We start from the raw sequence: 18,644 nt of genomic DNA, 5'->3' as shown, positions 1-18,644 counted from the left end.
TTATAAAAAAGAATGCACCTAATTTTTTATAAGTAGTTATTTCTCCCCATACAAAAAGAACGTATCCCTATATTTGGAATACGCTTGTTGATTTTACGATTCGGTATTTTGCCACTTGTACACATGTTCCTTCTTGTGGAGAAGATGTGATGTCGAAGTTGTCCATGAGCCGTTTGACACCTGGTAGCCCTCTTCCTAATCCGCCGCCTGTTGTGTAGCCATCTTGCAGTGCGTCCTGTAGGTTCTCGATGCCAGGACCGTTGTCTTTTGCGGTGATGAAAATGCCGATCCTTCTCAAATCTTGTTCACTGTTTATGCAAATCGTTCCACTGCCGGCGTATTTGTAAATATTACGGGCCAGCTCAGAGATAGCTGCTGTGATACGAGCCTGTTCTACGGCACTGAATCCGAGTTCTGCTGCTAGCTTCCTGCCTTGCGATCTGCTGGTGACAATATCCTTTTCGCTTCCTATCTGCATTTCAGACACCTTCCCAGGAGCTGACGCTGCTTGTAGCTTACTAATATGAATATACAGGTCCCCTTTATTTGGTTAAACCATTAAAAAAAGCCAAAGCAAGGACAGGTAGTGCTGTCCTGCTTTGGCTTATCGCTAGTTCTATGCCCAGCTAATGTTGACCAAGATATTTTTATTCTGTTCTATTTGGATCGATAATAACGACGATCATACTTCGATCCGCTTCGAATGCCCAATCTACAAAAACTTCTTGCGCAGCACCTTGCAGCAATTGACTTTCTTTATCAAACGCCTCACGCAATGCTCGCCTCTCTAAACTTCTCTTTGCCCGACGCAATACCTTCGTTTCTCCGACGCGGATAATTTCCTTCTCGATGTTGACAAGTATTCCCTGACGATAGATGACTAAGGTTCTATTATTAAGTCTAACAGATTTCACCTTGTCCGGCAATCTCTCTGTTTTCTTTGTAACATTTGCAACGATTTCATCAACTTCTAGCAAGTCTGGATCTTTTGGCAGACTGCCGAATTCTTCTGTGGCAGCTACGATGACACCACCATTGGTCTCCATATTCCAATCGTAATAAAAATAGGGAAAATGCTGACCCGTTTCTTCTTGAAATTGCTCTTTTAATTCGGGTAAGCATTTTGCCATCAAGCTGTCTCGTGTTTCATAGAGCAAGCTGTACTGGTCATTCTCGATCAGCACCTTCTCAACAGGAGTCTGCAAATCTCGTAAATAAATACAGATGATGCCATCTCCTACGGAAACGAAGACACTTTCTGGCCCCTTGCCAAAATGTTTACGTAATAATCTTGCTGTGAAACTTGATAAAACTCTCTGTTGATCTCTTATCTCCATTTTCCTGTACCTTTTTCCGTTTTATTTTCTTTTATATTGTACTGTATAAATGTCGCGATTTGAATAAAAAAAAAGCCTACACTAACGGATTTTAATCGTCATGGTGTAGGCTTCGTCATTTTGTTCCATCGACATCGACAACTCTTCTCCTTCAAGAATGATACGCGACATATCATCTAGTGTTCGTTTCTCTTTTGGGTTTTCGTAAATGAATGATTGCGGCATAAAGAACAGACTGTTTTTACCATCCTTTCCTTTCTCCAAAACAACATCATGGAGATCAGGTATTTCAATATGATGATTTCCTATATATATCTTTGCCACAATTGGCTTGTGATTAAAAACGAAAAAGTAATTATCGTTGATGGACGAACCTCTCTTTGTTTTTGTGACAAAATCCTGCACACTTATTGTCAATGAAGGGCAAGCCATTTCTTACCACTCCTTCCCTGCTTGAGCAGATGCAGTGCTCCTCTAAGTTGTGCTTGCTACTTACTATTTACCCTGCAAACGGAAAAATAAACCACTTATCCACAGGTTTATGAAGCTTTTGTACCGGGGCAAATGTGCTTTAAATCAGGGGTTTGTGGTACACTAAGGTTTATGATTTCACATTTTTCGACATTGGAGGAAGACCATGTATCCGACGAACACACTACGAGAAAAAGCTAGCCTTTTCTTTCATATATTATGGCCGATTCTAATTACACAGATCAGCTACAATCTCATGACCGTTATCGATACGATGATGTCCGGCCGCGCTGGCACGGATGATTTAGCCGGCGTTGCCGTTGGCTCCAGTCTTTGGATGCCTGTGTATACAGGGCTAACTGGAATCATGCTTGCGATAACACCGATTGTCGGACAGCTGATTGGCAATAACAAACGCAGCGACGTCGGCCGCACCGTAACGCAAGGCTTTTATCTAGCAATTTTAATTTCTCTTATTGTGCTGGCTGTTGGTTTCTTTGCATTGCAGCCTGTGTTAGGCATTATGGATTTAAGCACTGACGTACATACCGTTGCTACTGATTATTTACACGGACTCAGCATCGGGATTATTCCGTTATTCGCTAGTGCCGTGCTGCGTAACTTTTTTGATGCGCAAGGCTACACACGTGTGACGATGATCATCTTGCTTCTGGCATTGCCTGTTAATGCATTGCTTAACTATCTGCTCATCTTCGGGAATTTTGGCTTCCCAGAACTTGGCGGTGCTGGTGCTGGTTATGCAACAGCAATTACATATTGGTTCATTTTTGGTGTCAGTGTGTTTCTGACATTCCAAGTGAAGGAAATGCGCACTCATTATTTATTTGTGCGCTGGTATAAAGTCTCGTTTCAAGCTTGGAAGGAGCAGTTAAAAATTGGTGTACCCATGGGTCTCAGCACCTTCTTCGAGGCAAGTATATTTAGTGTTGTCACGTTATTGATGGGTTCTTTGTTCGATACGAACATCATTGCCGCCCATCAAACTGCCTTAAACTTTACAACACTTATGTTCATGGTGCCGCTCAGCATCTCAATTGGCATGACCATTGTGGTCTCGTATGAAGTTGGCGCCCGCCGTATGGAGCACGCTAAGCAATATGCCATTCTTGGTGTTAGCTCTGCATTGGTCATCATTGGTATATTGAGCTTGTTCCTATTCCTCTTCCGGGAGCAAATCAGTTACTTGTATACATCTGATCGTGCTGTTGTGCTGCTCGCCATGCAATTCATGCTGTTTGCGATTATGTATCAATTCTCTGACGCAGCCCAAGCTTCGTTGCAAGGCGTCTTGCGTGGCTACAAAGATGTGACAGTTCCATTTATCATCGCATTTATCTCGTATTGGATTGTTGGTTTGCCGAGCGGCTATATGCTGGCCCGTTATACGACGCTTGAGCCATATGGTTTCTGGGTCGGTATCACATTAGGGCTCACATGTGCTGCAATTGGGTTCTTTTTGCGGCTGCGGTTTATTCAGCGGAAGGAAAAGCAAGCGGCTGTTTAACGTTTTTCTGTAATGGAACATCTTTTAACGTTTTGTACTGTATATTTCTCTTATAGCTTTTAACTAGGAGAAATGACTATGACACGCAAACGATGGATAGATATAGCGAAAGGGTTAAGCATTATCTTAGTCGTTATTGGGCATTCGGGCCACTTGGAAATCAATCATTTTCTAGCTTGGTTCCGCATGCCCTTTTTCTTTTTTGTAAGCGGACTTATTTTTAAAGGGATTAAAAAGGCGGATTACTGGAGTTGGAGCAAGCTGCAAATCAGACAACTGATGGTTCCATACATGTCTTACGGTATCCTGTTTATTCTCCTATTCTATGCTTTTGATCCGACGAATGGCTATTTGATTAATACGGCTTCCAATTTTCTTTATGGCGGAATGGTTCTGGAAGGTGCCCATACTGTATTCTGGTTTATTACTTGTCTTTTATTAACAAGGCTGCTTTTTGGCTTTCTGCTTCGTTATGCATTATCTGTCCAGTTAAGCCTTATCGGCAGCGGCTATATACTTTCTCATGTTTTAGCTAGTTACTACCCAAGTCTATCTTTCCCTCTGAATGCAGATGTGACACTTGTTACAGTTGGCTATTTTGCAATTGGCTATTACATGAAGGGCATTATTACCCAATGGATTACGAGTAAAAGATTGATTGTAACCAGCCTCTTGATTTGTTTTGCTTTTATCGTGTTAGATGTTAGCGGCACACTTCGCTATACACTTGATTTGAAATACAGAATCTTTGAGCACATGCTGCTTGATATCCTTATTCCGATCTCTATTGTTCTTCTCGTTCTTTCTCTTTGCTATTATCTAGCAAAAATTGCGTTCTTTGATTGGATAACCAAACTCGGAGAAAGCACTGCAACCATTATGTATATGCATGTACCGCTTAATACGCTCGTTGCTTTGCTAATCGGTTATCAACCTGGAGTCGTGCTTTACACTATAATTGGTATGAGTATCCCTTTGCTGCTAGGATATCTATTCAAATTATCTTCTTTGCTTTCTTTCTTATTTTTAGGAAGCGGTCCAGTGCGCCATCAGAACGAGAAAGATAAACAACATATCTCATGAGCATTATGTCAGCTTCCGCTATTTTAACGGGAGCTTTTTTTAATTAACTTGAATAACTTTCCTAATGGAGTGGATTTATGGCGAAAAACAGTAAATAAAGTCATAAAATTCGAGCTACTTTCCCAATAAAAAACAAACTTGAGTCATGCTATGCTAGAGACAGGCAAAAACTTACAGACTAAGGAGTGTAACAGATGCGTTCTGACGTCACGTTCAACTCAGAAGAACTAAAGGAACTGCTCAATTTGTGGTACATGAACATCAAATTGAAAAAGGTCCGAGCAGCGGACAAGCTGAAGTCGGAAGTATCCGAACAGCTCGCGAAAGGAGAAGCGACTGACGACGTCGTCAAGCTTGCACTTCTGATTCATAGCCGCCACCACATCCTCTGCAAAAACTATCCAGACGCGGACAAGCTCATTCGCCAAGTGGAAGGCTTCTCTCCTTACCTCAAGGAAGAACATCTCTACTACCTGCACCTATTCAAAGGCATGTACCTTTATTCGACAAAAGACTATTACAACGCCATCGAGGAATACGGCCAAGTTGAGCCCTACCTGACTTACATACAAGATGAAATCGAAAAAGCGGAATTCTTCGACCTGTTTGCATCCGCTCTCTACTACTTGGACTACACCAATCGATCAGCCATCTATGCGGAGAAAGCCATTTATATTTATCAGCTGTATCCGACATATGAGAAAAAACTGACGAGAATGAAGAATCTAATAGCACTTAATTATATTGATATGGGTGAGTATGATTTGGCGGAAGAGTATTTGCATTCCGCTTTACAAGATACTAATACAAAACAAAATGTGGCGGTACAGATGAGTATCTATCATAATCTTGGATTGTTATATGAGAACAAAGGTCTTTATTCTGCGGCCAAGCGATATCTGGAAAAGACATTGCCATATGAAGAATTTGACGACTATATACCTTCTCTTTACCTTTTAGCTAAAATCTCGTTTGCAGAGCAGCGTATAGAAGAAGGACAACAACTATGCGAATTAGGCTTGGAAAAATCAAATACGGAGAGAAACTGTGACTACTACTGGCATTTCCAAATACTTCATACAGCTAATATAAACCCTAGCACTTATGCAGCCACACTTAAGAATGCCATCAATTATTTCAAAGAACATAACCGGATTTATGAGCTGCAAAAGTACGCGGATGAGATGGCAACGTTCTACAATAAGGAAAAGAACTTCGAAAGAGCAAATCATTATTACAGATTGGCTTTGGGTTACCAGAATAACGTGGTTATGTTCCATTCAAGGAGGTGATAATAATGACAAAGAAACGCATCGCAGCATTTCTAGTACTTGCAGCTATAGTTAGTTCTGTAGCAGGTTATTCATTCTCTGATCAAGCAGTAAAAGGATCTCTGCCGAACGCACCTGTACTTACAGATTTCTAATACTTAAGCGGCAAAAAACCGGCGCAGTTGAACTGCACCGGTTTTTCTTATTTCCCGAATTTATAGCTCGGCGCTCCTACTACATCTGTTTCATATACAAAAATGCCACCAGAAAGCGGTTCTTTCTTTAGTTCTTCTTCTGTCAGATTCTGTCTCGCTGTTGTGATATATAGTGTCTTTCGTTCCGGACCGCCGAATGTACAGCTCGTTACGGAACTGACTGGCAAGTGAACTTCTTGCAGCCGCTCTCCTGTTTCCGGATTCCAGCGTGATACTTTAGATCCGCCATAGTGGGCGATCCATAACTTGCCTTCTTCATCAATAGTCATTCCATCCGGTCTTCCGTCCTTGATTGAAATAATTTTCTGCGGATTCGTTATTTCGCCTTTCTCTCCATCATAATCAAATCGTTGTACTTCCCCTGTAGGTGTATCAATATAGTAAAAATACTTGTGGTCAGGACTCCAAGCAAGTCCATTTGAGTTTCCAATACCATCAATGACCCGTGTTAATGTACGATCTACTTCCATACGATAGAATGCACCTTTGTAATCGCTGCCTTTTTTAGGCATTGTTCCCGCCCATAATCTGCCGTAAGGGTCAGCCTTTCCATCATTAAAACGGTTGGAAGGCCTGTCTTGCTCCGGACTGTGAAGAAGCACTTTCGCTTTGACATCACTGTCTGTCTCGTAAATGCCTTCTTCCATTGCCATAATCAATCCGCCGTCTTTCTTTAAAACAACTGCACCGATTTTTTGGTCAACTGGAATTTCTCGCTTCTCTTCTGTTTTGGTATTGTAGATGTGGATGGATTGCCCGTTAATATCAACCCAATACAGCTCTTCCGTCTCTTCCCGCCAAAACGGACCTTCAGCAAGACTATGCTTTGTATCTAGGAATAATTTCGCTTCTGCCATCTTCCCCACTCCTCTGTGTATGTATGAACTGTTATAGTAATAATAACACTATATGACTAACTATTACCTGAATTACCACGAACAAAGCGTCAATTACTAAAAAGGAGGAATTAATTTCTATTATGGAAACAGACCGTCTGTTCATCAGGCCCTACACAAATGATGACCTGCCGTTCTTGGAAAGCTTAGTCTCAGACCCTCGCGTTGTCCGTTATATTGGAAACGGACAACCCCGAACGAAAGAAGGCGCCCAATTATTTTTCAATTGGAACTTAACACTCCGAAAAGAAAATGAGCAGCTCGGGCTGCAAGTATTAATCGAAAAGGAAACAGGAGAGAAAATCGGGCATGCAGGTCTTGTGCCGCAAGAAGTAGACGCTGCGACAGAGATGGAAGTCGGCTATTGGATCGCACCAGCGTTTTGGGGACAAGGCTATGCAACCGAGGCTGCATTAGCTTTCAATGACTTTGCTTTTAATCAATTAAATATGGCTCGTATCATCGCTTTGATTTACCCTGATAACCTCGCTTCTTGCCGTGTTGCAGATAAATTAGGGATGCGTGTTTGGAAGCGAATTGAACGCTATGATAAGGAAGTACTTGTTTATGCAAAAGAAAAAACCCCTCCTAATTAGGAAGGGGGTAAGAACTTATGCCTCATACCCATTCGGACGGTTCTGATGCCATCTCCACGCATCGCCAATGATGTCTTTCATATCCGTGCGTGTCGGGTTCCAGCCGAGTACGTCCCTTTCTATATCTATAACAAATAAAAGAGATATAGACATTACTCACTTACTTACCGAAACTCAGTTTATTATCAATTTCATAGTAAGAAGCCGCTTTCTAGTAGTAAGATACTATATAATAGACTTACAATCTACTAATATTTGTTAGAAAATAGATGTAAGGAAGGAAGGTTTGAATTGATCCAATTTAACGAAGAAGAATTTGATAATGCATATGAGACCGAAATTAAACTAGTAAATGATCAGTTAGGAAAAGAAATAGTCTTTGCAATGATTGGAGATGTTAATTCCGGGAAATCATCCACAATAAATAAATTAGTAGGCGCTGAGGTTGCAAAAGTAGGAGCCAAACCTGGGGAAACTGTAGAGATTGACCGTTATTCATATAAAGGAATAATCTTTGCAGACACTCCTGGATTAGATGACATAAATAAAAAAAATTCAGAGGAAACGTATAAATTTTACAAAGAAGCTGACATTATACTATTCTTTTTGAATGCTGCAGGTACGGTCTTCTCTGCTGGAGAGAAAAAGTCATTCGATGAAATTAAAAAAGTAAACAAAAACATAATAATTGTCTTGAATAAGATTGACGCTGCGGATGACATAGCTGATCTTGTCAGCTATATAAGGAAACATTCTAAGAACAAATTCGATATTGTCCCTATATCCTCCAGAACAGGTGAAAACATTGATGAGCTAAGAGGCGCAATCTTGGATATATTAAAACGCAAAAAAAAAGATATTCTCTTCACAAAAAAGATAAAAGAAAAGTCCGCTATAGCCAATAAATGGATAGTGGCCGCAGCGACCTCTGCTGGTGCAGTAGGAGCTACACCTATCCCTGGCTCCGATATAGTGCCCATTACAGGTATACAAGTTGGCTTAATGGTAAAGTTAGCTACATTATATGAAAAACCAATAAGTAAAGAACGAGCAAAGGAATTAACGATCACTTCATTGACAGGAAACGTTGGGAAAAGTCTATTTCGTCAAGTAGTCAAATTAATTCCAGGAGCAGGATCTGTAGCCGGGGCAGGCGTAGCTGGTGGTATGACTCTGACACTGGGTTACGCTTTAAAGTATGCTTATGAGAATGATATAAATTTAGATGCTGAAACTTTGGGATATTTATATAAAGCATATAAAAAAGCAGATTGACTTATGTGGACCTACACTAACTTATATTTAATCACTCAAAATAAAGGCTGCCCAACATGTGGCAGCCTTTATTATACTGCTATTAGATTTAGAAATACTTACGCATCATACCCATTCGGACGGTTTTGATGCCATCTCCAAGCATCGCCGATGATGTCTTTCATATCGGTACGAGTCGGGTTCCAGCCGAGTACGTCCTTCGCTTTGGCGGAGCTTGCGATAAGCACTGCTGGGTCACCTGCGCGACGCGGGCCGACTTGTGCTGGAATCTCTTTACCGGTCACTTCACGCGCCACGTCAATCATCTCTTTTACAGAGAAGCCTTGGCTGGAGCCGAGGTTGAAGATATCACTCTGACCGCCTTTTTCCAAGTACTCGAGCGCCAATACATGCGCATCAATTAAGTCTATAACGTGAATATAGTCGCGGATGCATGTGCCATCTTCCGTTGGATAATCCTCACCAAAGATGCTGATGTGATCACGCTGACCAAGTGCTGTTTGCAAAATGATTGGTATTAAATGTGTTTCTGGCTGATGGTCCTCACCGATCTGACCATCTGGATGCGCACCGCCAACATTGAAGTAACGAAGCGATACGAACTTAATGCCATATGCCTGGTCACACCATTTCATCATTTTTTCCATCATCAACTTGGATTCGCCATACGGGCTTTCTGGGTTTGTATCCAGATCTTCTGTTAGCGGCACAACATTTGTATCGCCGTATGTAGCTGCAGTAGAAGAGAAAACGATACGTTTCACTTCGTGCTTGTGCATCGTCTCAAGCAGCACCTGCATGCCGTAGACATTATTGCCAAAGTACTTTAATGGATCCTCAACAGATTCTCCAACGAGGGAGCTTGCCGCAAAGTGGACAACTGCATCTACTTTCTCTTTCCCAAATACGTCATCCAAGAAAGCTGCATCTCGCAAATCCCCTTCATAAAATACCGCTTTTTTATTAACAGCATCTAAGTGGCCGGTTAGTATACTATCAACAATAACAGCTTGATGCCCTTTTTCCAGCAGCATGGCTACTGCATGAGAGCCGATATAACCGGCACCGCCTGTAACTAGTACTTTCATCGATTGTACCTCGATTCTCTTATATTATTGTCACCTATTATATCATGCTTACTTCTATAAAAATGGTAATTTTATACCTTATTCCATTCGTGCAAGTGTAAGCTGCGTACACCATTTACGACATAAGGATCCTGCTCCGCCAACGTTCTCGCTTCTGTCTCATTTTCCGCCTGATAGATTACCAGACCACCTACTTCATTCGCTAACGCACCTCTGGCAAAGATAAATCCTTTTTCTTCTAAATCAGCTAAATAATCTAAATGCGCTTGGCGATAAAGCTGATTCAGCTCCGGCTTCTCCATTTTGATAAATGCCGCATAATAATTCATCTTGGTTTTCCTCCTCTTTTAACGTGCATCTTTCGCAAGCATAAGCGCACCAACGATACCTGCATTGTCTGCTAAGCCTGGTGCTGCTAAGTAATTGTCTGGCAGCGGGACATATCGCTGCATAAGATTTTCCAACTCTTGCTGCACCATGTTATGCAGGCCTTCTTTTTTCATGACGCCTCCGCCCATGATGATTTTCTCGGGACTTAGCACCAAGGTGTAACTCATGATTGCTTGCGCCAAATATTGCGCTTCTAATTGCCACACTTCTTCTTGATGATACAGCTTTTGTGCTTGCTCGCCCCAGCGCGCTTCAATGGCAGGACCAGCAGCAAGTCCTTCTAAACAATCGCTGTGATACGGGCATTTCCCTGGATAGGCATCGTGCGGCTGACGTCTGATGAGTAAATGCCCCATTTCTGGATGGGAAAAGCCTTGCACTGTTTCTCCGTTTACAATGGCGCCAGCTCCGATACCCGTACCGACCGTAATATACAAGCAGCTTCCTGCATCTTTTGCAGCGCCGTGCATATACTCCCCTAAAGCAGCTGCATTCACATCGGTATCGAGTTTGACAGGTACACCGAGCTTTTCTTTTAGTACAGCTAGCAGCGGATAGTCCTTCCACTGCAATTTCGGTGTGTTGCCGATGGTACCGTAAGTCGGACTGTCCGCTTTTACATCAACTGGTCCAAATGCACCGACACCAAGTGCTTCTATTCCTTTGTCTTGGAAAAAGCTGAGCACGAGCTGCACTGTTTCTTCCGGTTTGGTCGTTGGGAAGGAAACTCTTTCTTCTACATGGCCATGCTCGTTACCAACAGCACAGACAAATTTTGTTCCGCCTGCTTCAATTGCTCCTAGTTGCATGTTTCTCACCTCATTTGTCTCTCTTATTTCTACTATGTAAGTTTTCCTTTTCTTCGTCAATAAAAAGCGCACCCTATACAAGCACTAATTTTGTTATAATATAGAAATATAATAATCTTGTAAACACGATTCGTTTAGCAGAAAAGGGGGATGCATGATGACTGCTCTGCAGGCAGTGACTGCATTTGCACACAAACAAGATTTACGTAAGAGTTTTAACAAATTAGCAAAAAAGACGTTCGGCTTTGACTTTGAAGCCTTATATAAGAGTGGCTTATGGAATGAGCGCTATCACACGCACGCTTTTGCTGATGATACACAAATTGTCGCAAACGTCTCTGTAAGCGCCATCACCGTACATATTCAAAAGGTAAAAAGACGGGCAATACAAATCGGTACTGTCATGACGGACCCCGCTTATCAGCATCGAGGATTAGCTACACAGCTCTTGCAGCGTGTGATCAAGCAATATGAAGCCGAAACAGATCTGATTTACTTATTCGCTCGCCCTGGAACAGAAAGTTTCTACGATAAACTCGGACTGACAGCAGTAAAAGAAAAGTTATTTTCTACTCCAGTTTCGCAACGACAGCGCCCTGTTCCAGACTTTCGCAAGCTAACACCAACAGCCAACCCACAAGACATGGTCGTATTGCTGGATCGGTACGGAAAACGCTATCCGCAGTCTCATTTGCTTGATGTGTCCGACGGGCAGCATATACTCGGCTTTCATACGCTATATGACCCAGACCTGGAAATCATTGAGCTGTTGGAGCCCGATGCATTGCTCCTTTATAAAAAGATCGGCCAAACGATGCATCTCTACGAGGTAATCAGCCAGAGCCGGATTTCCTGGCAGCAAATTGAAAGCTATGTCACACAGCCAGGCATCACAGAAGTCATTTTCCATTTTACACCGACTTTTCCGGATCTCGAACCATTCGTTCATCAGCACACCGAGCGTGATGCACTGTTTGTGAACAAACCAGAGCTTCTGCCCGCTGACTTTCAGTTCCCAGAATTGTCTCATGCGTAATATAATAGACAAGAAGCTGTGACAGAAAGGAACGAAAGCTTATGTTAGATTTAGAAATGCTAAAGGACAAAGTCGAATTCTTTGAAGCAAACGACTTGTCCACACTGGAGAAAAAAATCAATGAACAAATCCAGCACAACAAAGCGATTTTGCTGGAACTGCATCATGTCTCACATAATATGCATGTAGATGAAAACGGTCGCCGTTTTTATAGTGCTGTTGCGCATTTTAAAGCAAAATAAATGATTTAGGCGTATCTATTCCTGAAGTGAACTCTCCCAGGAGATTCTTCAATTCCTGAGTTAAACGTACGAAATAAGAAATACCGCCCAGCTACAGCCGGACGGTATTTCTTATTTTTTATTATTGTAGGAATTATTCACTTTGCTTCTTTTTCTATACCCATTTCTTTGCCATTAAATATAGCTGTAAACTGATCAGGAGCTGACTTCGCCTTTATCTTCATAGCTATATAATAAACAATCCCCGTCATGATTAACGATTGAACTGCTGGTATACCGAATGGTGCCAGATATTGAGTAACATAACCTACTGCCGCACCTACAACCATTGCCAGTGTCGCCATCCAATTCCATCCCTCATTATTTTGCCATGTCTGTTTACGGATGAAAAAGAAGTCTACCATCATAACTCCTGCTATAGCGGGATAAACAATCGCTGTCATATTTAAGAAATCAGTGAAATAATCCAAGATGCCTGATAGCGCCACGATTATCGCTATAATTGTTCCAGCAAGGGTTAGCCACGCCCTTCCTTTACTAGAATTAATATTTAACATATTTGCCAAAGCTAGACCCATGCTATAGTTGTTTACAAGCTGACTAGTCCAGGTTGCTATCCAGAGAATTAAAAATCCCCATACAGGAAATCCAAGATTCATCATAACATTAACAATATCTGCCTCACCTACACCTACCGACATTACATAACCAACAATAAACAAAGGTAACCCTACCAGGATAATTCCACTAGGGATAAGCAGGTTATCTTTTACTTTGGGTTTTGCGTAGCGCGTATAATCAGACGCGATTACCCACTGTGACACATTCGCACCAATTACAATACTTATTCCTGTAAGAAATGTCATGGATGGCTCTGGATTCCATGTTGAAATTGTTTCCCAGCCAGTGTTTCTGAGCGCATAGTAGATGCCTCCGATTACTAATAGTATTCCTGCTGGCACAGCTATATAATCTGTCCACTTCATGGAGTTATATCCAATAATAGAAGGGATAGCAAATAGCAGACCAGCTATTACAGTAATCATCGCCCATATTCCCCAGTCTGTTGTGTAGTCAACCTGAAACATAGCCGCTATCGCATTACCTGCAACAGCGGTTTGAACTGCCCACCATCCTAGTGAAACGATAAAGATTGTTAATCCTACGATAAATCTGGCTTGTAGAGAACCAAAGCTTGACTTTGCAATAACCGAACTGGTTCTACCTGTTTTTGCACCTATATAGCCTTGCAGCGCATTTCCAGCCCATTGAATACCGAATAGAGAGATAATTAAAATGATAAACGTTTCTGTGAGTCCAAAAGCAGCTGCTAGTGTCGCTCCAATCATTAACACTGGTATGGTAAACTCCAAACCGCCAAAAATCATTGCTGGTGTCAACCAGTGCTGCCGTTTATCCTCCGGAATTTGAAGAAGTGCTTGATCCTTTTCAGAGGTATTTGGGGTCATATCACTCATACTCCTCACTCCTATCTAGTTTATGGTAGAAACGCCACTATTCAATTACCTGAAAAGGACCAATCTGTTAGAGTCACATTGTATTCTCGTCCTCTACCACCAAATAAAATTACACCACTCTTCTCTCTCTACTGTCGTATGTCTAGTTCCATATAATTAAATGTTGCAGAATCAATATCAACCCCAAACAATTCTCTTGCTTCAGCAACGGTATAATACCCATTCCGTACATCTTTTGCTACTTTATCAGCTGGTCGCTTTAAAGGATTTCCATAACCTCCACCTGTACCTGTTACCAGTTTTAAGACATCATTCTTCTGCAGTGGATAGCGGGCGTAGAATCCAAATGGCCCTTCTACTTCACCATTAGCTTTTTCTACAAAAAATTGATTCGGTGATCCTTCTCGTCCGCCATTCGTACCCCATGGATTAAACTTATTACGTCCGAAGGTTATTGTAGCAGCCTGGTTATCGGTGAGCGCTCGGTATGACCTAATAACACCTCTTCCACCAATAAATTCTCCCGCTCCAGCTCCATCGTTTGTTCGGAGACTGTATTCGTCTACAAGAACTCCATACTTCGTCTCTGCAACTTCGACCGGTACATTATAGGTTTCTCCGTCTGAGATACAAAATTGTCCGCTAGCACCATCCTGTCCGCTAGCACCACCCCAGCCACCAACTGAGGGTTCTACAATTAGAAACGGCTCGTTTGTATCGTGATGAAGTCCGGATAACGTTACAGAACAAATCGACATAAGATGACCGGCTGCCAGGCGATCTGGTAAATGAGGAGCTAGCGCTTTCCATACCAAATCAAGACTGCCTACAAGTGTCTCAAAATAATTAGAAACTGGTGCTGGCCGTTCTGCAGACATAATTGATTTTTCATCAACAATTATCTTCAATGGTCGAAAAACACCATCATTTACATCCTGCTCCGGATTTGTTACAGCGAGAAAGATAGCTCTGACTGCAGATACGAGACCTGTATACGAACAGTTCATAGGACCTGGCACCTGCGGGCTGCTCCCCCGGAAATCACAAATAAATTCACTATCGGTAATGGTTACCGCTACTTTAATAGGAAATGGCCCATTTCCTAAGCCGTCTGTATCTACAAAACTGTCTGCATAAAATGTTCCTTTTGGCAGTTTGTTGAGCTCTTTTCGTGAAATCGATTCTCCATGATCTAATAAATTTGTGATAGAAGAGAGAATGGTACTCTGCCCATATTTATCACATATTTCCATCACTCTTTTTTCACCCGTTTTCAGTGCGGCAACTTGTGCCCACATGTCACCTAGCGAAAGATCCGGGAATCTCACATTATATTTAATCATATCCACAATACCTTCATTTAATTTTCCGCCGTCATACAATTTGACGCATGGGAACTGTAAACCCTCTTGAAAGATATCTGTAGAATCATTGGTAAAAGAGCCTGCATCTTTACCTCCCACCTCGGTCCAGTGCGCTTTGTTTGCCGAAAAAGCTATTAGTTCTCCTTCATGAAAGATAGGCATAACCAATCCAACATCAGATAAATGAGAACCGCCGCCCCCATATGGGTCATTAATAATAAGTACATCTCCCGGCTTGAGGTTCCCATTTGCACCATATTTACTGAGTGTCTCTTTAACCATAAAACTCAGCATTCCAATAAAACCTGTTACGCCATTCCCTTGTGTTAGTAATTGTCCCTTGGCATCAGTTAAGCCGCTAGCGTAATCTAGCACTTCGTAAATGATAGGACTCATAGACGTTTTAGCTAAAGCTATAAACATTTCGTCTCCGATCGACAACAAAGAATCTTTCACTATCTCCAATGTAAACGGATCAAGTTTTGTATCTCTTATCATTACATAACCTCCGATTCTATAATCAGGTTGCCAAAATCGTCTACTTGTAATGACTGACCTTGATATATGACGGTTGCAGCTGCTTTCTCTTCAATAATTGCTGGTCCGCTAATTACTTCTCCCAGGGGCAATAGTTCTCTCTGATAAACATTCGTTGCAAGCCAGCCTCTAGGATCTTCATAATAAACTTCTCTGGTTTCTATTTTGGCTTGTTTTAGAGTAGTGTCTCTTTTAATTCTATTTAGCTTTGGCTTCTCAACTAGACCGAAGGCCGTTACATGCAGACTTACAATCTCTGCTTCCGTACCATCTAAACTAAATGTATAATTTTGCTCATGTAATGCATGGAATTCATCCATAATTAGTTTTGTAGTCGTATATTTCCAGTCACCGTTTGGTACAGGAACTTTAACGGTGTGCTCCTGACCAACATAACGTATATCTGCGAAACGTCGGAAAGTTATGTTTTCACGCTCTATCCCCTCGTCTCTAAATTGTCGACATGCTTCCTCTTCAATAGTATTCCATTCTTGGTTGATTAGATTTATATCCAAGTGTCCTAACCGCTTTATATACGTTTTAATATAGTCATGACGGATATCACTCATTAACATTCCCCAAGCAGAAAATACGGGTGAAGCAATGGGTATAATAATTTTGTTTATGCCTAATTCCTTTGCAAGAGCAGGGGCATGCATGGATCCGCCGCCACCAAAAGCTACTAACGTAAAATCTTTAGGATTATGTCCTTTCCTAATTGAAATCAATTTTAGAGCATTCAACATATTAGAGTTTGCTATTCTGATAATTCCAAGAGCTGCCTCTTCCGCACTCATACCAAATCTATCTCCAATTTCTTTTCTGATGACATCTCGAACCATTTCTAAATCAACGTCATAATCAAAATTGTTTGCAGATAACCTTCCAGTCAATAAATTAGCATCCGTTGTTGTAGGTTTGACACCGCCTTGACCATATGCAACAGGACCAGGTATTGCGCCTGCCGATTCAGGACCTACTTTTAAAGAACCTGCATCATCAATCCAAGCAATTGATCCACCACCATTACCTATTTCAACTATATCTACAACTGGTGTTTTAATTGGATATCCCGCACTCCTATTATTTTTTTCGATATAATAATCAGTCGATACTTTTACTTCCCCATTTTCGATAAGAGAACATTTTGCGGTGGTTCCTCCTATATCAAAGGCGATAATGTTTTTATCTCCTATCATCTCTCCAATTACTGCTGCCCCAAATATACCGGCAACAGGGCCAGATTCCACCATGCTTATCGGTGTCTTTTTGGCTTCTTCAAATGTGGTTGTTCCGCCATTTGACTGCATAATAAAATCCTGGCTTGATCCTCCACCAAACTTGTCTAACTCATCATTCAAATTATTCACGTATGTGGTAGCAATTGGCTGCACGTAAGCATTGAGAACAGCTGTGTTCGTTCTTTCATATTCCCTCCATTCTTTGGTAACCTCGTGTGAAGCAGTAATATATACTTCAGGCCATAAATCTTTAATTAACTTAACTGTTTCTATTTCATTCACTGGATTTGCATAGCTGTGTAAGTAGGATACAGCTATTGCTTCAATACCTTCCTTTTTGAAAAATGCTACTGCCTCTCTCACTTGGTCAATTCTTAATGGGGACAGTATTTCTCCTTTATAATTCAGCCTTTCTTCTACCTCAACACGATAATATCGGTCAATAAAAGGTTTTGGTTTCTTATATCGTATATTAAATAAATCAGGCCGATTCCCCCTAGCAATCTCTAAAATATCTCTAAAACCTTTGGTAGTAATAAGACCAGTTTTAACTCCTTTTCGTTCTGTTAATGTGTTTATCACGACTGTAGTACCATGTATAAAGGTATTAATAGCATCTTTTTCAAGCTTACTTTTCTCAATAACATCCATCACCCCATGCTCAAAATTTGGGGGAGTTGTATGACTCTTTGCAACTTGAACATCGCCGTTAGCATCGATGTATACCAAATCTGTAAACGTTCCGCCTATATCTGTAGCTACTTTCATCATCTAATCATCCTTCCATTGGTATAATGTTTTTTCAAAATATCTTAGGCGTGACTATACTAATAAGGATTACTTCGTCTTGAGTAGGATTTTTCCATTGGTGAATCTGGTTAGACGGAAAATGAATAGTATCTCCTTCTTTTAATTCATATTCATTTCCTTCTATCTTAAAAACTACAATTCCTGATAAAAGGTAGTAAAATTCTTCTCCGTAGTGCTGAACTTTTTCACGATAATCTTCTGTTGGCGGTAAGCTTACTAGCATTGGTTCAATAACTCTTTGCGGAAATTTACCAGCCATCCTTATATAGCTGACATCAGATCCGTTTACAGTAAAGCTTTTTCGTTCAATTTTTCTAGTTGTATACTCTCCGTTTTCAAAATCTGAAAAGAAGTAAGACATAGTAACATGAAAGGCATCAGCGATTTTCTTTAATGATGTGATCGCTAAAGAGCTAGTTCCTCTCTCTATTTGTGATAAAAAACTCACCGATAACCCCGTGACTGCACTCAAATCTTTTAAGGTCATTCCATTCTTCATACGAAGTTCTTTAATTTTGAGATGTAATTGGTCCATTGATCAAACCCTTTTCTTATAATTACAGTGAAAGTGTATTTTTTATAACCGTATCACAAATCAGAAAATTTAAAATATTATTGTTACATTCTCTTCCAAATGAATTTTTAGGGATATGACGAAGTCCTGTGCAACCCATCTGAGCTGAATATACCCCTTTTGCTTATTAGCTGTAGTCCTTTGAAACAATACCGCCCCATACGAAGAATACTGATAAAGCTCTGCTTGCATTCCAAAGACCCAGAAACATTACAATTGATGGAACTACTGGTCTAGCAACATATACAGAAATATTTAAAGCAGCATAATAATACCCCTCCAATTTAGGAGGGGCTTTTCATATATAAGAGTTTTTTAATATTTTAATCTAGTCAATGTAGTCCTTTTAGTCTATAATACTAAAGGTTCAATTAACCATTAATATCCAAGACAGGAGATTGGAATC

General features: G+C 41.0%; 19 protein-coding genes. 8 read left to right on the top strand and 11 right to left on the bottom strand.

Annotated features, from left to right (window positions below):
- Positions 1–67 precede the first annotated feature (67 nt).
- The 3 genes from B1K52_RS08575 to B1K52_RS08565 all read right to left on the bottom strand — a co-directional run bounded on the left by B1K52_RS08575 (position 68) and on the right by B1K52_RS08565 (position 1,769).
- Entirely contained in the window at positions 68–478 is a 411-nt protein-coding gene (locus tag B1K52_RS08575) for an ATP-binding protein (protein ID WP_077307290.1), read from the bottom strand.
- 169 nt (positions 479–647) lie between these two features.
- A complete protein-coding gene (locus B1K52_RS08570) occupies positions 648–1,337 on the bottom strand; it encodes a Na-translocating system protein MpsC family protein (RefSeq protein ID WP_077307288.1) in 690 nt (229 codons plus the stop codon).
- An 81-nt stretch (positions 1,338–1,418) separates the two neighbouring features.
- Positions 1,419–1,769: a hypothetical protein gene (locus B1K52_RS08565; protein ID WP_077307286.1), complete on the bottom strand. Its 351-nt coding sequence runs from the start codon at positions 1,767–1,769 to the stop codon at positions 1,419–1,421.
- A gap of 205 nt (positions 1,770–1,974) precedes the next feature.
- Between B1K52_RS08565 and B1K52_RS08560 the strand changes: the two genes are divergently transcribed.
- The 4 genes from B1K52_RS08560 (at position 1,975) to B1K52_RS18245 (ending at position 5,842) form a co-directional block, all read left to right on the top strand.
- The gene (locus B1K52_RS08560; protein WP_077307284.1) at positions 1,975–3,333 is read left to right on the top strand and encodes an MATE family efflux transporter; all 1,359 of its coding nucleotides are present in this window, start codon (positions 1,975–1,977) and stop codon (positions 3,331–3,333) included.
- A gap of 78 nt (positions 3,334–3,411) precedes the next feature.
- Positions 3,412–4,416: an acyltransferase family protein gene (locus tag B1K52_RS08555; RefSeq protein WP_179106507.1), complete on the top strand. Its 1,005-nt coding sequence runs from the start codon at positions 3,412–3,414 to the stop codon at positions 4,414–4,416.
- 194 nt (positions 4,417–4,610) lie between these two features.
- The gene (locus B1K52_RS08550; protein ID WP_077307280.1) at positions 4,611–5,708 is read left to right on the top strand and encodes a response regulator aspartate phosphatase; all 1,098 of its coding nucleotides are present in this window, start codon (positions 4,611–4,613) and stop codon (positions 5,706–5,708) included.
- A 5-nt stretch (positions 5,709–5,713) separates the two neighbouring features.
- Entirely contained in the window at positions 5,714–5,842 is a 129-nt protein-coding gene (locus B1K52_RS18245) for a hypothetical protein (RefSeq protein WP_256855875.1), read from the top strand.
- Between the two features lie 47 nt (positions 5,843–5,889).
- On the opposite strand, the gene B1K52_RS08545 is transcribed toward B1K52_RS18245, so the two are convergent.
- Complete coding sequence (locus B1K52_RS08545) at positions 5,890–6,759, bottom strand: SMP-30/gluconolactonase/LRE family protein (protein ID WP_077307278.1); 870 nt, start codon at positions 6,757–6,759, stop codon at positions 5,890–5,892.
- A gap of 122 nt (positions 6,760–6,881) precedes the next feature.
- On the opposite strand from B1K52_RS08545, the gene B1K52_RS08540 reads away from it, so the two are divergent.
- Both B1K52_RS08540 and B1K52_RS08535 read left to right on the top strand, forming a co-directional pair.
- The gene (locus B1K52_RS08540) at positions 6,882–7,394 is read left to right on the top strand and encodes a GNAT family N-acetyltransferase (RefSeq protein WP_077307276.1); all 513 of its coding nucleotides are present in this window, start codon (positions 6,882–6,884) and stop codon (positions 7,392–7,394) included.
- Between the two features lie 291 nt (positions 7,395–7,685).
- Complete coding sequence (locus B1K52_RS08535) at positions 7,686–8,669, top strand: GTPase (protein ID WP_077307274.1); 984 nt, start codon at positions 7,686–7,688, stop codon at positions 8,667–8,669.
- A 98-nt stretch (positions 8,670–8,767) separates the two neighbouring features.
- On the opposite strand, the gene galE is transcribed toward B1K52_RS08535, so the two are convergent.
- The 3 genes from galE to B1K52_RS08520 form a co-directional block, all read right to left on the bottom strand.
- Positions 8,768–9,757 carry a UDP-glucose 4-epimerase GalE gene (gene galE, locus B1K52_RS08530; RefSeq protein ID WP_077307271.1) on the bottom strand — a complete coding sequence of 330 codons (990 nt, stop codon included), beginning with the start codon at positions 9,755–9,757 and terminating at the stop codon, positions 8,768–8,770.
- Positions 9,758–9,828: 71 nt separating this feature from the next.
- A complete protein-coding gene (locus B1K52_RS08525) occupies positions 9,829–10,086 on the bottom strand; it encodes a YciI family protein (protein WP_077307269.1) in 258 nt (85 codons plus the stop codon).
- 18 nt (positions 10,087–10,104) lie between these two features.
- On the bottom strand, positions 10,105–10,956 hold the full coding sequence (locus B1K52_RS08520; protein ID WP_077307267.1) for an ROK family protein: 852 nt from the start codon (positions 10,954–10,956) through the stop codon (positions 10,105–10,107).
- A gap of 157 nt (positions 10,957–11,113) precedes the next feature.
- On the opposite strand from B1K52_RS08520, the gene B1K52_RS08515 reads away from it, so the two are divergent.
- Together B1K52_RS08515 and B1K52_RS08510 are read left to right on the top strand one after the other, a co-directional pair.
- Positions 11,114–11,992 (top strand): GNAT family N-acetyltransferase, encoded by an 879-nt coding sequence (locus B1K52_RS08515; RefSeq protein ID WP_179106506.1) that lies wholly within the window; start codon positions 11,114–11,116, stop codon positions 11,990–11,992.
- 41 nt (positions 11,993–12,033) lie between these two features.
- Positions 12,034–12,234: a DUF2536 family protein gene (locus B1K52_RS08510; RefSeq protein ID WP_077307263.1), complete on the top strand. Its 201-nt coding sequence runs from the start codon at positions 12,034–12,036 to the stop codon at positions 12,232–12,234.
- 137 nt (positions 12,235–12,371) lie between these two features.
- On the opposite strand, the gene B1K52_RS08505 is transcribed toward B1K52_RS08510, so the two are convergent.
- The 4 genes from B1K52_RS08505 to B1K52_RS08490 all read right to left on the bottom strand — a co-directional run bounded on the left by B1K52_RS08505 (position 12,372) and on the right by B1K52_RS08490 (position 18,199).
- Positions 12,372–13,712, bottom strand: a complete 1,341-nt coding sequence (locus B1K52_RS08505; protein WP_077307261.1) for a cytosine permease — start codon at positions 13,710–13,712, stop codon at positions 12,372–12,374.
- 128 nt (positions 13,713–13,840) lie between these two features.
- On the bottom strand, positions 13,841–15,574 hold the full coding sequence (locus B1K52_RS08500; RefSeq protein ID WP_077307259.1) for a hydantoinase B/oxoprolinase family protein: 1,734 nt from the start codon (positions 15,572–15,574) through the stop codon (positions 13,841–13,843).
- Positions 15,574–17,622: a hydantoinase/oxoprolinase family protein gene (locus B1K52_RS08495; RefSeq protein ID WP_077307256.1), complete on the bottom strand. Its 2,049-nt coding sequence runs from the start codon at positions 17,620–17,622 to the stop codon at positions 15,574–15,576. The genes B1K52_RS08500 and B1K52_RS08495 overlap by 1 nt, the downstream gene beginning before the upstream one ends.
- A gap of 34 nt (positions 17,623–17,656) precedes the next feature.
- A complete protein-coding gene (locus tag B1K52_RS08490) occupies positions 17,657–18,199 on the bottom strand; it encodes a helix-turn-helix domain-containing protein (protein ID WP_077307254.1) in 543 nt (180 codons plus the stop codon).
- Between the last annotated feature and the right edge of the window lie 445 nt (positions 18,200–18,644).

The sequence above is a fragment of the Terribacillus halophilus genome, from assembly GCF_900162685.1.
Lineage (GTDB): Bacteria > Bacillota > Bacilli > Bacillales > Amphibacillaceae > Terribacillus > Terribacillus halophilus_A.
Note: the sequence above shows the minus strand (reverse complement) of the source record. Positions and strands in the feature narration are given on the sequence as shown.

Excerpts from the sequence above, each read along its gene's own strand:
- B1K52_RS08560 (WP_077307284.1), top strand. The coding sequence starts at position 1,975 with ATGTATCCGACGAACACACTACGAGAAAAAGCTAGCCTTTTCTTTCAT.
- B1K52_RS08500 (WP_077307259.1), bottom strand. The coding sequence starts at position 15,574 with ATGATAAGAGATACAAAACTTGATCCGTTTACATTGGAGATAGTGAAA.
- B1K52_RS08510 (WP_077307263.1), top strand. The coding sequence starts at position 12,034 with ATGTTAGATTTAGAAATGCTAAAGGACAAAGTCGAATTCTTTGAAGCA.
- B1K52_RS08490 (WP_077307254.1), bottom strand. The coding sequence starts at position 18,199 with ATGGACCAATTACATCTCAAAATTAAAGAACTTCGTATGAAGAATGGA.
- B1K52_RS08540 (WP_077307276.1), top strand. The coding sequence starts at position 6,882 with ATGGAAACAGACCGTCTGTTCATCAGGCCCTACACAAATGATGACCTG.
- B1K52_RS08555 (WP_179106507.1), top strand. The coding sequence starts at position 3,412 with ATGACACGCAAACGATGGATAGATATAGCGAAAGGGTTAAGCATTATC.
- B1K52_RS08550 (WP_077307280.1), top strand. The coding sequence starts at position 4,611 with ATGCGTTCTGACGTCACGTTCAACTCAGAAGAACTAAAGGAACTGCTC.
- B1K52_RS08495 (WP_077307256.1), bottom strand. The coding sequence starts at position 17,622 with ATGAAAGTAGCTACAGATATAGGCGGAACGTTTACAGATTTGGTATAC.
- B1K52_RS08515 (WP_179106506.1), top strand. The coding sequence starts at position 11,114 with ATGACTGCTCTGCAGGCAGTGACTGCATTTGCACACAAACAAGATTTA.
- B1K52_RS08505 (WP_077307261.1), bottom strand. The coding sequence starts at position 13,712 with ATGAGTGATATGACCCCAAATACCTCTGAAAAGGATCAAGCACTTCTT.
- B1K52_RS18245 (WP_256855875.1), top strand. The coding sequence starts at position 5,714 with ATGACAAAGAAACGCATCGCAGCATTTCTAGTACTTGCAGCTATAGTT.
- B1K52_RS08545 (WP_077307278.1), bottom strand. The coding sequence starts at position 6,759 with ATGGCAGAAGCGAAATTATTCCTAGATACAAAGCATAGTCTTGCTGAA.
- B1K52_RS08565 (WP_077307286.1), bottom strand. The coding sequence starts at position 1,769 with ATGGCTTGCCCTTCATTGACAATAAGTGTGCAGGATTTTGTCACAAAA.
- B1K52_RS08575 (WP_077307290.1), bottom strand. The coding sequence starts at position 478 with ATGCAGATAGGAAGCGAAAAGGATATTGTCACCAGCAGATCGCAAGGC.
- B1K52_RS08570 (WP_077307288.1), bottom strand. The coding sequence starts at position 1,337 with ATGGAGATAAGAGATCAACAGAGAGTTTTATCAAGTTTCACAGCAAGA.
- B1K52_RS08525 (WP_077307269.1), bottom strand. The coding sequence starts at position 10,086 with ATGAATTATTATGCGGCATTTATCAAAATGGAGAAGCCGGAGCTGAAT.
- B1K52_RS08520 (WP_077307267.1), bottom strand. The coding sequence starts at position 10,956 with ATGCAACTAGGAGCAATTGAAGCAGGCGGAACAAAATTTGTCTGTGCT.
- galE (WP_077307271.1), bottom strand. The coding sequence starts at position 9,757 with ATGAAAGTACTAGTTACAGGCGGTGCCGGTTATATCGGCTCTCATGCA.